The sequence below is a fragment of the Allobosea sp. genome (assembly GCF_017308015.1).
Taxonomy (GTDB): domain Bacteria; phylum Pseudomonadota; class Alphaproteobacteria; order Rhizobiales; family Beijerinckiaceae; genus Allobosea.
In genome coordinates this window covers 145,233-159,204 of the sequence record NZ_JAFKFW010000014.1, presented here as the reverse complement: position 1 = coordinate 159,204, position 13,972 = coordinate 145,233, and the positions used below count along the sequence as shown (strand labels likewise).

At 66.2% G+C, this 13,972-nt stretch carries 11 protein-coding genes; 9 read left to right on the top strand and 2 right to left on the bottom strand.

Annotated features, from left to right (window positions below; all coding sequences use genetic code 11):
* Positions 1–2: 2 nt before the first annotated feature.
* Positions 3–1,874: an ABC-F family ATP-binding cassette domain-containing protein gene (locus tag J0I42_RS13640; RefSeq protein WP_291655505.1), complete on the bottom strand. Its 1,872-nt coding sequence runs from the start codon at positions 1,872–1,874 to the stop codon at positions 3–5.
* Between J0I42_RS13640 and J0I42_RS13635 the strand changes: the two genes are divergently transcribed.
* From J0I42_RS13635 to pncA, 7 genes are all read left to right on the top strand, one after another.
* Positions 1,855–2,154: a hypothetical protein gene (locus J0I42_RS13635; RefSeq protein WP_291655504.1), complete on the top strand. Its 300-nt coding sequence runs from the start codon at positions 1,855–1,857 to the stop codon at positions 2,152–2,154. The genes J0I42_RS13640 and J0I42_RS13635 overlap by 20 nt on opposite strands.
* A 59-nt stretch (positions 2,155–2,213) precedes the next feature.
* Entirely contained in the window at positions 2,214–2,714 is a 501-nt protein-coding gene (gene coaD, locus J0I42_RS13630) for a pantetheine-phosphate adenylyltransferase (RefSeq protein WP_291655503.1), read from the top strand.
* A gap of 165 nt (positions 2,715–2,879) precedes the next feature.
* Positions 2,880–4,211, top strand: coding sequence for a proline--tRNA ligase (gene proS, locus J0I42_RS13625; protein ID WP_291655502.1), 1,332 nt, complete (start codon positions 2,880–2,882; stop codon positions 4,209–4,211).
* Between the two features lie 43 nt (positions 4,212–4,254).
* Complete coding sequence (locus tag J0I42_RS13620) at positions 4,255–5,547, top strand: lipoprotein-releasing ABC transporter permease subunit (protein ID WP_291655500.1); 1,293 nt, start codon at positions 4,255–4,257, stop codon at positions 5,545–5,547.
* 4 nt (positions 5,548–5,551) lie between these two features.
* Positions 5,552–6,238, top strand: a complete 687-nt coding sequence (locus tag J0I42_RS13615; protein ID WP_291655498.1) for an ABC transporter ATP-binding protein — start codon at positions 5,552–5,554, stop codon at positions 6,236–6,238.
* A 601-nt stretch (positions 6,239–6,839) separates the two neighbouring features.
* Positions 6,840–10,313 (top strand): DNA polymerase III subunit alpha, encoded by a 3,474-nt coding sequence (dnaE, locus tag J0I42_RS13610; RefSeq protein ID WP_291655496.1) that lies wholly within the window; start codon positions 6,840–6,842, stop codon positions 10,311–10,313.
* An 11-nt stretch (positions 10,314–10,324) separates the two neighbouring features.
* A complete protein-coding gene (gene pncA / locus J0I42_RS13605; protein WP_291655494.1) occupies positions 10,325–10,951 on the top strand; it encodes a bifunctional nicotinamidase/pyrazinamidase in 627 nt (208 codons plus the stop codon).
* Positions 10,952–10,964: 13 nt separating this feature from the next.
* Here the strand turns inward: pncA and J0I42_RS13600 are convergent, their stop codons facing one another.
* Positions 10,965–12,119 carry a GGDEF domain-containing protein gene (locus J0I42_RS13600; RefSeq protein ID WP_291655492.1) on the bottom strand — a complete coding sequence of 385 codons (1,155 nt, stop codon included), beginning with the start codon at positions 12,117–12,119 and terminating at the stop codon, positions 10,965–10,967.
* Between the two features lie 215 nt (positions 12,120–12,334).
* Between J0I42_RS13600 and J0I42_RS13595 the strand changes: the two genes are divergently transcribed.
* Entirely contained in the window at positions 12,335–12,727 is a 393-nt protein-coding gene (locus J0I42_RS13595) for a pore-forming ESAT-6 family protein (protein WP_291655489.1), read from the top strand.
* A gap of 250 nt (positions 12,728–12,977) precedes the next feature.
* Positions 12,978–13,967 carry a 30S ribosomal protein S2 gene (locus J0I42_RS13590; protein WP_291655487.1) on the top strand — a complete coding sequence of 330 codons (990 nt, stop codon included), beginning with the start codon at positions 12,978–12,980 and terminating at the stop codon, positions 13,965–13,967.
* Positions 13,968–13,972 lie beyond the last annotated feature (5 nt).

Below are 13,972 nucleotides of genomic sequence, written 5' to 3'. Positions count from 1 at the left end.
GCTCAGGCGCTCTCGAGTTCCTCGCCGAGCAGCAGCCACTCTTCCTCCGCTGCCGTCAGCGCCTCGGACAATTCCGCGCGCTGGCGCGAGAGCTGCAGCGCCTTGTCCGGCTCGCGCGAGAAGGCGCCGTTGGCGAGCGCCGCGTCCACTTTTTCGATCAAGCCCGTCAGCTTGGCGATGCGCGCTTCGGCGAGATTGAGCTTCTGCCGCAGCGGTCCCTGCGCGGCCCGCTTCGTCGCCGCTTCCTTGCGCTCGTCGGCCTTGGGCTTGGCGGCGGCTTCGGGGGCGGGTTTGCCGCGCTTCTCGGCTTTGGCGGCACCCAGGACATAGGTCCGGTAATCGTCCATGTCGCCGTCGAAATTCTTCACCGTGCCGCCGCCGACGAGCCAGAGCCGGTCGGCGCAGGCCTCGATCAGGAAGCGGTCGTGGCTGACGAGGATGACGGCACCCGGATAGTCGTTGATCGCGGTGACCAGCGCGGTCCGGCTGTCGATGTCGAGATGGTTGGTCGGCTCGTCGAGGATGAGCAGATGCGGCCCGTGGAAGGTCGCCAGACCCAGCATCAGGCGTGCCTTCTCGCCGCCTGACAGCAGCTTCACCGGCGTGTCGGCCTTGCTGGCGGGAAAGCCGATCTGCGCCGCCTTGGAGCGGACCTTGGCCTCGGGCGCATCGGGCATCAGGTCGCGCAGATGGCCGACGGGCGTATCCTCGATCCGCAGTTCGTCGAGCTGGTGCTGGGCGAAATAGGCGGTCTCCAGCTTGCTCGACTTCTTCATCTCGCCGGACATGGCGTCGAGCCGTCCGCCGATCAGCTTGCAGAAGGTCGACTTGCCGTTGCCGTTCGAGCCGAGCAGGGCGATGCGGTCGTCCGGCGCCAGCGAGAGGTTGAGGCGGGACAAGACCTTGCGCTCGCCATAGCCGGCGCTGGCATCCTCCAGCACGATCATCGGCGGTGAGAGCGGCTTTTCCGGGCCGGGGAAGACGAAGGGCTGCACGTCGCGGTCGATGATCGTCGCGATGGTCTGCATCTTCTCCAGCCGCTTGACGCGCGACTGCGCCTGCCGGGCTTTGGTCGCCTTGGCCTTGAAGCGGTCGACGAAGGACTGGAGATGCTTGCGCTCGGCGTCCTGCTTTTCCTTGGCACGGGCGAGCTGCATCTGTTTCTCGGCGCGCTGCTTCTCGAAGGAGGAATAGCCGCCGCGATAGAGTGTAAGCTTGCCCTGGTCGAGATGCATGATGTGGTCGACCGAAGTGTCCAGCAGTTCGCGGTCGTGGCTGATGACGATCACGGTATGCGGGTAGCGCTCCAGATAATCGTAGAGCCAGAGCGTGCCTTCGAGATCGAGATAGTTGGTCGGCTCGTCGAGCAGCAGCAGGTCGGGCTCGGAGAACAGCACGGCCGCAAGCGCGACGCGCATGCGCCAGCCGCCGGAGAAATCGGAGCAGGGGCGCTGTTGCGCCTCTTCGTTGAAGCCCAGCCCGTGCAGCACCATCGCGGCGCGCGCCGGCGCCGAATGCGCGCCGATATCGGCGAGCCGCGTGCCGATCTCGGCGATGCGGTGTGGATCGGTCGCGGTCTCCGCTTCCTTCATCAGCGCCGTGCGCTCGGTATCGGCGGCGAGCACGACTTCGATCAGCGTTTCCGGGCCGCCGGGCGCTTCTTGCGCCACGCCGCCGATGCGCCGGCCCTTGGGCAAGCTGATATTGCCGCTCTCGGTGCCGAGATCGCCGGTGATGATCTTGAACAGCGTGGTCTTGCCGGTGCCGTTGCGGCCGACGAAGCCGACACGCGCGCCGTCGGGGATGGCGGCGCCGGTATGGTCGAGCAGCAGGCGCTCGCCGAGGCGGTATGTGATGTCGTTGATCGTCAGCATGGCGCGCCCGTTTACGCGCGAGACGGTCGAAAAGGCAATCGAAAGCCGGAACAGGTGGCCGATGTCACCGTTTCGTCAAAATCTCGCCTTGGGACGGCCCGCAGCGGCCCTCACCCAAAGGAAACCGGATAACTCCCGATTCGCCGAGGCTGACTTCATGGATGCCCGCCTGTCCTATGCCAGTTCCCGCCGTGCTTCCGCTACGGCCTCTCTTATGGTTCTCGTCTCGATCATCATCGGCAGTGCGGCAGCGCTGGCCGCCCTCGTGCCGCTGACCTGAGGCCCCCAAGCCCCTGAGAAGACTTGTCGTCTCCCGGCCCAGCGGCTAACGCTGGCCTCATGGCACGCATCGCTTTCTACACCGGCTCCTTCGATCCAGTGACCAACGGCCATGCCGACGTCATTGCCGCCGCCGCCGGCCTCTGCGACAGGCTCGTCCTGGCGATCGGGGTCCATCCCGGAAAGACGCCGCTGCTCACCGTCGAGCAGCGCGCCGAACTGCTGCGTCAGGTCGCTACGCCATTGCTGGCGGCCAAGGGCGCCGCGCTCGACGTCGTGACCTTCGACGATCTCGCCGTCGACGCGGCGCGCCGTGCCGGGGCCTCGATCATCATCCGCGGCCTGCGCGACGGCAGCGACCTCGACTACGAGATGCAGATGGCCGGCATGAACGGCACGATGGCGCCAGACGTGCAGACCGTCTTTCTGCCGGCCTCGCCCGGCGTGCGCTACATCACCGCGACGCTGGTGCGGCAGATCGCGGCGATGGGCGGTGACGTCTCGCCCTTCGTGCCGGCGCCGGTACTTGCTGCGCTGAAGGCGCGCTTTGCCGGGGGCTGATGGCACGATCCACGGCGAAAGGCACATAACTTCGCCATCTTCCGCCGCTTCCTGCTGATTTTGGTTTGCATTTTGCCGAGAGCGATGGTGTCTCTCAGCTAGGCCGACTCGCTCTCCGATCTCCCGGCGCGATTCTGCGCGCGGGGCCCTCCGACAGGTTTTCCGATGCGTCTTTCCCGCTATTTCCTGCCCCTTCTGCGCGACACGCCCAAGGAAGCGGAGATCGTCTCGCACCGGCTGATGCTGCGCGCCGGCATGATCCGCCAGCAATCGGCGGGCATCTATTCCTGGCTGCCCCTCGGCCTGCGCGTGCTCAACAAGATCAGCAATGTCATCCGCGAGGAGCAGAACCGCTCGGGTGCCGTCGAGATCCTGATGCCGACCATCCAGTCGGCGGATCTCTGGCGCGAAAGCGGGCGCTACGACGCCTATGGCAAGGAGATGCTGCGCATCAAGGACCGGCATGATCGCGACATGCTCTACGGCCCGACCAACGAGGAGATGGTCACCGAGATTGTCCGTTCCTATGTCAAGTCCTACAAGGACCTGCCGCTCAATCTCTACCACATCCAGTGGAAGTTCCGTGACGAGGTCCGTCCGCGCTTCGGCGTGATGCGCGGCCGCGAGTTCCTGATGAAGGACGCCTACTCCTTCGATCTCGACAAGGACGCGGCGCGCCACGCCTATAACCGCATGTTCACGGCCTATCTGCGCACCTTCGCGCGGCTCGGCCTGAAGGCGATCCCGATGAAGGCCGATACCGGCCCGATCGGCGGCGATCTCTCCCACGAGTTCATCGTGCTCGCCTCGACCGGCGAGAGCGAGGTGTTCTGCCACAGCGACTACCTGAATTTCGAAACGCCGGCCGCCGACACCGATTTCGACAGCGTCGCCGGTCTGCAGGGCGTCTTCGACAAGTGGACGAGCCTCTACGCCGCGACCGAGGAAATGCACGACAAGGCCGCCTTCGAGGCGGTTCCGGAAGACAAGCGCGTCTCGGCGCGCGGCATCGAGGTCGGCCATATCTTCTATTTCGGCACGAAATATTCCGAGCCGATGGGCGCGGCCGTCGCCGGGCCGGACGGCCAGCCCGTGCTGCTGCATGGCGGCTCCTATGGCATCGGCCCGAGCCGCCTCGTCGCGGCGCTGATCGAGGCCGGCCACGACGATGCCGGCATCGTCTGGCCCGAGGAGATCGCGCCCTTCGACATTGCGGTCATCAATCTCAAGGCCGGCGACGCGGCGACCGACGGCGCGGCCGAGCGCATCTACAAGGACCTGCTCGCCAAGGGCTACGACGCCGTGCTCGACGACACCGACGACCGGCCGGGCGCCAAGTTCGCCACCGCTGACCTGATCGGCGTGCCCTGGCAGATCATCGTCGGCCCGAAGGGGCTGGCCGAGGGCAAAGTCGAGATCAAGCGCCGTAACGGCGGCGAGCGCGAGCTCGTTTCGCTGGAAGCCGCGCTCGACCGCTTCAAGGGCAGGGCGGCGTGACGGCGGACACCATCATGCAGATGCATCGGATGGGAGCTGCCGCATGAGCGCCGTCGCCGACAGCGCCGATATCCCGACCGGAACCAAGGCCTTCGCCGGTTTCGAGTGGCAACTCGCCGGGCGCTATCTGCGCACCCGCCGGCGCGAGGGCTTCGTCTCGGTCATCGCCGGCTTCTCCTTCCTCGGCATCATGCTCGGCGTCGCCACGCTGATCATCGTGATGTCGGTGATGAACGGCTTCCGGATCGAACTGCTCAGCAAGATCGTCGGCGTGAACGGCCATATCTTCGCGACTCCGATCGACCGCCCGCTGGACGATTATGACAGTGTTGCGGCCAGGCTCGCCAAGATTCCCGGCATCAAGCTCGCTATTCCGCTGGTCGAAGGGCAGGCGCTCGCCTCCTCGCAGACCGGCAATAACGGCGTGCTGGTGCGCGGCGTGCGCGAGAGCGACATCAAGGCGATTCCGTTCATCGGCGGCAACATCAAGTCCGGCACGCTCGACGGTTTCGACGGCGGGACGCCCGGCGTCGCCATCGGCCGGCGCCTCGCCAATGCGCTGGGCATCCAGGCTGGCGACATGATGACGCTGGTTTCGCCGCAGGGCGCCTCGACGCCTTTCGGCACTGCGCCGCGGATCAAGGCCTATCCGGTCAAGGCGATCTTCGAGATCGGCATGACCGAATTCGACGGCACCTTCGTCTACATGCCGCTTGCCGAAGCGCAGGCCTATTTCAACCGCGACGGCGACGTGAACGTCATCGAGATCTTCGTCGACAATCCCGATAGGACCCAGGCCGTCCGCGACGCGATCGAGGCCGATGCGCCACGCCCGCTCGTGCTTTCCGACTGGCGCCAGCGCAATCGCTCGTTCTTCAACGCTCTGGAAGTCGAGCGGAACGTGATGTTCATCATCCTGACGCTGATCGTGCTGGTCGCGGCTTTGAACATCGTCTCCGGTCTGATCATGCTGGTGAAGGACAAGACCGCCGATATCGCGATCATGCGCACCATGGGCTGCACGCGCGGCACGGTGCTGCGCGTCTTCCTGATCACCGGGGCTGCGATCGGCGTCATCGGCACGCTGGCCGGCCTCGCGCTCGGCGTCGTCTTCGCCAAGAACATCAAGTCGATCATGGCGGCGCTGAACTGGATCACCGGCGCCAATCTCTGGGACCCGACCGTGCGCTTCCTGAGTGACATCCCCTCTGTTACCGACTGGCGCGAGGTGGTGAGCGTGGTGCTGATGGCGCTGACGCTGTCGCTCCTGGCGACGCTCTACCCGGCCTGGAAGGCGGCGCGCCTCGACCCGGTCGAAGCGCTGAGGATGGGCTGACGCGATGGCGCAAGAAATGCCCGCGCTCTTCCTCTCCCAGGTCGAGCGCTACTATCCGCAGAGCGACGCACCGCTCGAAGTGCTCCGCAAGGCCGATTTCGCGCTCTGGCCGGGCGAGGTCGTCGCGCTGGTCGCGCCGAGCGGCACTGGCAAGTCGACGCTGTTGCATGTCGCAGGCCTCCTGGAGAAGCCCGATGCCGGCGAGGTCTTTGTCGGCGGGCTTGCCACGACTAAGCTCGACGACAAGGGGCGCACGCGCCTGCGTCGCACCGAGATCGGCTTCGTCTACCAGTTCCACCATCTCCTGCCCGAGTTCACGGCGCTGGAGAATGTCGTGCTGCCGCAGCGCATCCGCGGCCTCTCGCGTGGAATCGCCGAGGAGCGCGCCTCCGAGCTTCTGACCTTCCTTGGTCTCGGCGAGCGGCTCGACCATCTGCCGAGCGAGTTGTCTGGCGGTGAACAGCAGCGCGTCGCTATCGGCCGCGCCGTCGCCAACGGCCCGCGCCTGCTGCTGGCCGACGAGCCGACGGGCAATCTCGACCCGCAGACCGCGCAGCATGTCTTCGGCACGCTGATGGCGCTGGCGCGGGCCTCGGGATTGGCGGCGCTGATCGCGACGCACAACCTCGAACTTGCCGGTCAGATGGACAGGCAGGTCACGATCCGCGACGGGTTGGTGGTCAAGCTGTAGGCGGCTGGTTCCCATCGGCCAGATCCTTGCCAGCAATGACCTGCGACATGCTGGCTTCGGGCTTTCGGCACGCCGCGGAAGGGTGGCGAAGATTTCCGCCCGGAAACGACATCGTGTCATGCTCGCCCTCGTGGCGAGCGTCCGCGTCTTGAGACCAGGTGTCGCCGAAACAGGGCGCGGAAGGTCCGGTTCACGTCGACCCCTCGTATCCGTGGCAATCTTCGAGCAGCACCGCTGATCGCTGGTACCGCCTCAGAATGCCGGCAAGGTTTCATTAACCTCCGTGCCGGGATTGCCGGCCTGGTTTCCCTATCGACATTGACGAGAACAAAAAGTGAACTAAACTGAACTTATCGAGAACACAGGAGGTTTTCATGACTGCAGCGCGTAAATTCGCCGCCGGCCTGGCCGAGATCGCCTCGCTCGGCGTCTTCCTCGGCATGATCTGGCTCTGGGCTGCCATCCTCTCGGGCCCGCATGTCTGAAGGCGGCAGCAGCCATCCACAGACCGGGCTCCTGGGCCTCGACGCCGGCCACGTCCCGGACGCATAAGAAGAGCCGGGATCGACGAGTCGCCCGGTTGCGGCGACAGGAGTGGGACATGGGTCGGGAAGCTGGCGAGGCGCGCGTTCTCCAGGAGATCGGCTTCGTCCACCTGCATGTCCATTCGAGCTATTCGCTGCTCGAAGGCGCGATGACGATCGCGACGCTCGCCAAGATGGCCGCGGCCGACGGCCAGCCAGCTTTGGCGCTGACTGATACCGACAATCTCTTCGGCGGCCTCGAATTCTCGGAGAAGCTGGCGGGCTCGGGCCTGCAGCCGATCGTCGGCGTGCAGCTCTCGGTCGATTTCGCCGATGAGGGCGAGGGCAGCCGCAAGCCGACGCAGCCGCAGCGCCTGCCGCATATCGTCCTGTTGGCCATGGACGAGGGCGGGTACGGCAACCTGATGAAGCTCGTCAGCGAGGCGGCTCTGGCGACCGGCGGTTCCGGCCAGCCGGTCACTACGATCGAGCGCCTCGCCGCCTACGATACCGGCCTGATCGCGCTGACCGGCGGGCAGGGCGGGCCGATCGACGTTGCCTTGCGTCTCGGCCAGCTCCCGCAGGCGGCGTCGCGCCTCGCGACGCTCGCCGGCATCTATGGCGACCGGCTCTATGTCGAGATCCAGCGCCACGGCGGCGACGGTGAGGCGGCGCGCGAGGCCCATCTTCTGCGGCTCGCCTATGATGCCGATCTGCCGATCGTCGCGACCAACGAGCCCTTCTTCGCCAAGCCCGCCGATTTCGACGCGCATGATGCGCTGCTGGCTGTCGCCGAAGGCCGCCTTGTTTCCGATGGCACGCGCCGCCGCGTCTCGCCGGAGCATTATTTCGCCTCGCGCGCCGAGATGAAGAAGCGCTTCGCCGATCTGCCGGAGGCGCTGGCGAATACGGTCGAGATCGCGATGCGCTGCCATTGGCGCGTCACCACCCGCAAGCCGATCCTGCCGCGCTTCGGCGAGGAGGGCCGTGACGAGGCGGAGGAGCTTCAGGAACAGGCGCGCGCCGGCCTCGCCGCGCGGCTCGCCAAGCACGGCCCGGCCGAAGGCTTCAGCGTCGAGGATTACGAGAAGCGGCTCGATTTCGAGCTCTCGATCATCACCCGGATGAAGTTTCCGGGCTACTTCCTGATCGTCTCGGACTTCATCAAATGGGCGAAGAACCAGGACATCCCGGTCGGTCCGGGGCGCGGCTCGGGCGCGGGCTCGCTCGTTGCCTATGCCTTGACCATCACCGACGTCGATCCGCTGCGCTTCGGCCTGCTCTTCGAGCGCTTCCTCAACCCCGACCGTGTCTCGATGCCGGACTTCGACATCGACTTCTGCCAGAACCGGCGTGAAGAGGTGATCGACTACGTCAAGCGTCATTACGGGCAGGAGCGCGTCGCCCAGATCATCACCTTCGGCACGCTGCTCGCCCGCGGCGTGCTGCGCGACGTCGGCCGCGTGCTGGAGATGCCCTATGGCCAGGTCGACAAGCTGACCAAGCTCGTGCCGCAGAACCCGGCCAAGCCGATCTCGCTGAAGGATGCGATCGAGGGCGAGCCCAAGCTGCAGCAGGCGGCCGAGGAGGAGCCGATCGTCGCGCGCCTGCTCGAAATTGGCCAGAAGCTGGAAGGGCTTCACCGCCATGCTTCGACTCACGCCGCAGGCGTGGTGATCGGTGACCGGCCGCTCGAACAGCTCGTCGCCCTCTCGGTCGATCCGCGCACCGGCATGCGCGTGACCCAGTTCAACATGAAATGGGTCGAGCAGGCCGGGCTGGTGAAGTTCGACTTCCTCGGCCTGAAGACGCTGACCACGCTGACCACGGCCGTGAAGCTCATCGCCCAGCGCGGCATCGATATCGATCTCGCCAAACTGCCCTTCGACGATCCGACGACCTACGCCATGCTGGCCCGCGGCGAGACGGTCGGCGTGTTCCAGGTGGAATCGGTCGGCATGCGCAAGGCGCTGGTCGAGATGAAGGCCGACCGGATCGAGGACCTGATCGCGCTGGTGGCGCTCTACCGGCCGGGCCCGATGGACAACATCCCGACCTATTGCCGCCGCAAGCTCGGGCTGGAGGATCCGACCTATCTCCACCCCGGCATGGAGCCCTATCTGCGCGAGACCCACGGCATCATCGTCTACCAGGAACAGGTGATGCAGGTGGCGCAGGCGCTCTCGGGCTATTCGCTCGGCGAAGCGGACCTCTTGCGCCGCGCCATGGGCAAGAAGATCAAGGCGGAGATGGACGCCCAGCGCGACCGCTTCGTGAAGGGCGCGATCGAGGGCGGCATCAAGAAGGACGTCGCCTCCGAGATTTTCGACCTGCTGGCGAAGTTCGCCGATTACGGCTTCAACAAGAGCCACGCGGCGGCCTATGCCATCGTCGCCTTCCAGACCGCCTATCTGAAGGCGAATTTTCCGGTCGAGTTCCTGGCCGCGTCGATGACGCTCGACATGGGCAATACCGACAAGCTCTCGGAATTCCGCCGCGATGCCGAGCGTCTGGGCATCAAGGTCGAGCGGCCGGCGATCAACCAGTCCGGCGTCGAGTTCGACGTGGCCGATGGCAAGATCTTCTATGCCCTCGGTGCCATCAAGGGCGTCGGCACGGCGGCCGTGGAATCGCTCGTGGCGGCGCGGCAGGCGAATGGCCCGTTCCGCGATCTCGCCGATCTCGCGCGGCGCATCGACACCCGGCTCGTCAACCGCCGCACGCTGGAAGCACTGATCGCTGCCGGCGCACTCGACGAGCTGGAGGCGGATCGCGCACGAGCGGTTGCGGCGCTCGACGGCATGCTGGCGCTCTCGAACCGCACCCGCGACGAGGCCGCGGCGGGCCAGTTCGACCTGCTCGGCGGTGGCGTGGTGCAGGAGGCCTTCCGCATCCCGCAGGTCGAGCCTTGGGCGCCGGCCGAGAAGCTCAGGCGCGAGCATGAGGCGGTCGGTTTCTTCCTCTCCGGCCACCCGCTGGACGATTACGAGCATGTGCTGAAGCGCCTGCGCGTGCAGCGCTATGCCGATTTCGCGCAGACGGTGAAGGTCAACGGCACCGGCGTCGGCAAGGTCGCTGTTTCCGTCATCGACAAGTCGGAGCGGCGCACCAAATCCGGCTCCAAGATGGGCATCGTCAACCTGTCCGATCCGAGCGGCCAGTTCGAGGCCGTGCTGTTCTCGGAAGGGCTGATGAAGCTGCGCGACCTGCTCGAGCCGGGCAGGGCGCTGGTGCTGCGGCTCTCCGCCGTGCTCGACGGCGAAGAGGTACGCCCGCGCATCGAGGATGCCGAGGAGCTCGATGGCCTCGCCGCGCGCCAGAAGCAGGATCTCGTCGTCTATCTCCGCGACGACAAGGCTGTGGCTTCCGTTGCCGAACGCCTTCGCCCGCGTGAGGCGATGCGCGCCGAGGGCAAGGTCTCGATCGTCATGATCATCGACGACGGCGCCCAGGAGGTCGAGATCGAACTGCCCGGCAAGTTCCCGGTCAACCAGCAGATCGCCAATGCCGTGCGCGCCGCGCCCGGCGTGGTCGATGTCAGGCTGCAATAGGAGCCAGGCCTATGGCCGACGACCGGACCGTTCTGCTCGTCGTCGACGTCCAGAACGATTTCTGTACCGGCGGCAATCTCGCGGTTCGGGATGGCGAGGCCGTCGTGCCCGTTATCAATGCGTTCGGTCGCCGCTTCCGTCATGTCGTGCTGACGCAGGATTGGCACCCGGCTGGCCACGCCTCCTTCGCTTCCAGCCATCCCGGCCGAAAGCCGTTTGAGACGATCGAGCTGGCCTATGGCCCGCAGGTGCTCTGGCCGGATCATTGCGTTCAGGGCTCGACTGGGGCTGCCTTCCATGCCGGACTCGATCTGCCCCATGCCGAGGCGGTGATCCGCAGGGGCTTTCGCCAGGGCATCGACAGCTATTCCGGCTTTATCGAGGCTGACCGTCGGACACCGACGGGGCTGGAGGGGTATCTGCGCGAACGCGGCATCGCGAAGGTGATCATCGCCGGGCTCGCCACCGATTTCTGCGTGAACTGGACGGCGCTGGACGCCGCCCGCGCGGGTTTCGAGACCATCGTGGTCGAGGATGCCTGCCGCGCCATCGATCTCGACGGCTCGCTGGATCGAGCCTGGGCCGAGATGGCTGCGGCCGGGATCAGGCGTATCCGCGCCGCCGCCATGGCGCTGTGATGCGGGGCTGCCTTCAAGCCACGGGCTTGAGCTGTGCCTGGACGCGGTCGCGCCCCAGCCGCTTTGCGCGATAAAGTGCCTCATCCGCCTCGACCAGCAGGTCGTCGAGCTCGCGCTGGCCGAGTTCGACCTCGGCCACGCCGATGCTGAGCGTCGGCAGCAGCCTGAGCTCGGCGAAATCGGCGAGCTTGTCGCGGAAGGCGTGGCGGATGCGTTCCGCCACCCGGACAGATTCCCGGACGCCGACATCGGGCAGGATGATCGCGAACTCGTCGCCACCTTGCCGGGCCAGGATGTCGGTGCTGCGCAGTTGCTCCCGCACCGTCTCCGCGAACAGGCGCAGGATGCGGTCGCCGGCCGCATGGCCGAGCGTGTCGTTGAGCTTCTTGAAATGGTCGATGTCGACGAGCAGGAGCGCAGCCCGGCCTTCGCCGCGCGATTGCTGGACCAGCCACTGTTCGAGGCCGGAGCGGTTCATCGCCCCGGTCAACGGGTCGCGTCGGGCCAATGTGGCCAGCATGCGGTTACTGCGCTCGGCCGCCAGCAGCAGCAGGGCCTGCCCTCTCAGGATGACGAAAGCCACGCCGGCCGCAGCGAGCCAGCCGGTCGCTCCCGCATCGGCCGGGAACAGCATCGTGCCGACCTGATCCAGCGCTGCCAGTGTGATGCGCCCGGCATAGATCAGCACCGTCGGCGAGAACAGGGCGGCGAGCAGCCAGGCGGAGCGCAGCTTCTCCAGCCGGCCGAGCCTGACGGCTTCGCGGACGATCGCCGCGTCGCAGAGAGCCATGACCGTCGCCACGACCATGACGCGTGTCGAATAGCCTTCTGCCCCGGGTGACAGCGCGAGCAAGGCCCAGGTGCCGAGGAGAACCACCCCGAATCCGAACCAGTTCAGCTCCCGGCCGGCAAAGTTGCGGATGCCGAAGAGCAGCAGCAGGCAGCCCGCGAGCATGATGGTGTTGGCGAACTCGATCGAGAGGATGTCAGGGATCGCGCCGCGGAAGGCCGCGCCGAGCAGGCCGGTGCCGATGCACAGGCTGCTGACGCCCCACCAGACCGGGCTGCGGGTGAAGCGGCCGGTCGCGAAAGTCATCAACTGCATCGCGCCGATGATGAAGCAGGTCAGCGCACCGGTTACGAATATCGTCCGCAGGTCGAGGGTCACGCCGATTTCGACCCCCCCCTGTCGCTCCGGCGAAGGGAGCCGGGCAGTACGCCTGCGTGGGAGTCCCTCCGCTCCTGCCGTGAAACACGGCGACGCCGCCGGCCATGCCACGGCGTTCCGGGTTGCCCGGGCTCGCTGTGTGCGCTAGGCCAGTTGGCGTGGGGGATAGAGCATCTTGGCATGCTAGAGACCATGATAGCCTGAGGATATTCCCCATGAACTTTTACAAGTCGTTGATGGCCGTCTCCGCGGTCGTGTTTTTGGGCTCGGTGGCCCCGTCCTTTGCCCAGACACAGGCCGACCAGCTCAAGGTTGCCTATCAGGCCGCCCGCAACCAGCTCGGAATCCTCGGCTATTGCGCCGACAAGGGTTACACCGACGCGGCCGCTGCTGATGTCCAGAAGAAGCTGATCGCGATGATTCCCGCGCCGTCCGATCTCAGCGGGGGGGATGCCGCCGAGGCCGCCGGCCGGAAGGGCACAATCTCGGCCATGGGCATGGAGCAGGACATCGAGGTCATCGCCAAGGCGCAGAACGGCAGCCCCGCCGCCTATTGCAAGCAGATCGGCGATCTCGTGAAGCAGATGGGCGCCAAGCTGCCGCATTAAGGCGGGAGCCCGCTCCCTTCCGGGGCGAGTGACTCTAGACAGGCCCATGCGGATGCCGCATGGGCCTTGCCATGAGATGCGCTCCGTTTTCTCGGTCGCAACTGCTTGCAATGCGGCGCCAACCCCTGTAAGGCGCAGCCCATCCCACATGGAGCGCATCGCCTCGATCTCCCGAGGCGTTCCGGTGACGTGGCAGCTCATGCCTTGTTCATTCGCGCTCCAGAGGCTCAACCGGAAGGACTAGAATACGATGGCTCTGCCTGATTTCTCCATGCGCCAGCTCCTTGAGGCCGGCGCCCATTTCGGCCACCAGGCCCACCGCTGGAACCCCAAGATGTCCCCGTACATCTTCGGCGTCCGCAACAACATCCACATCCTCGACCTGTCGCAGTCGGTGCCGATGCTGCATCGCGCCCTGCAGGCCGTGTCGGACACCGTCGCTCGTGGCGGCCGCGTTCTCTTCGTCGGCACCAAGCGCCAGGCGCAGGACGCCATCGCGGATGCCGCCAAGCGCTCCGCCCAGTACTATGTCAACTCCCGCTGGCTCGGCGGCATGCTGACCAACTGGAAGACCATTTCGGCTTCGATCCAGCGTCTGCGCAAGGTCGATGAAATGCTCAATGGCGGCGGCTCCGGTCTGACCAAGAAGGAGCGCCTGATGCTGTCGCGCGAGCGCGACAAGCTCGAGAAGGCTCTCGGCGGCATCAAGGACATGGGCGGCACGCCGGACATGATCTTCGTGATCGACACCAACAAGGAAGCGCTTGCGATCAAGGAAGCCCGGCGCCTCGGCATCCCGGTTGCCGCGATCGTCGACTCCAACTCTGATCCGGACGGCATCACCTTCCCGGTTCCTGCCAACGACGACGCCGGCCGCGCGATCCAGTTCTATTGCGACCTGATCGCCCGCTCGGCGATCGACGGCATCGGCCGCGCCTCGGGAGACCAGGGCATCGATGTCGGCGCCGCCGAGGCACCGGTTGTCGAAGAGGCTCTGGAAGCTGCGGGTGCCTTCGAGACGCTGACCACCCCGCGTGGCGCTCCGGACGACCTGACCAAGCTCTCGGGCATGGGTCCTGACGCCGTCCAGAAGCTCAACGACGGCGGCATCTACCATTTCTGGCAGATCGCGGCGATGACGCCGGCCGACGTGACCAAGATCGACCACGACCTGAAGCTCGGCGGCAAGATCGACCGCGAGGGCTGGGTCGCTCAGGCTCGCGATCTCGCCGACGCCTGATGCAG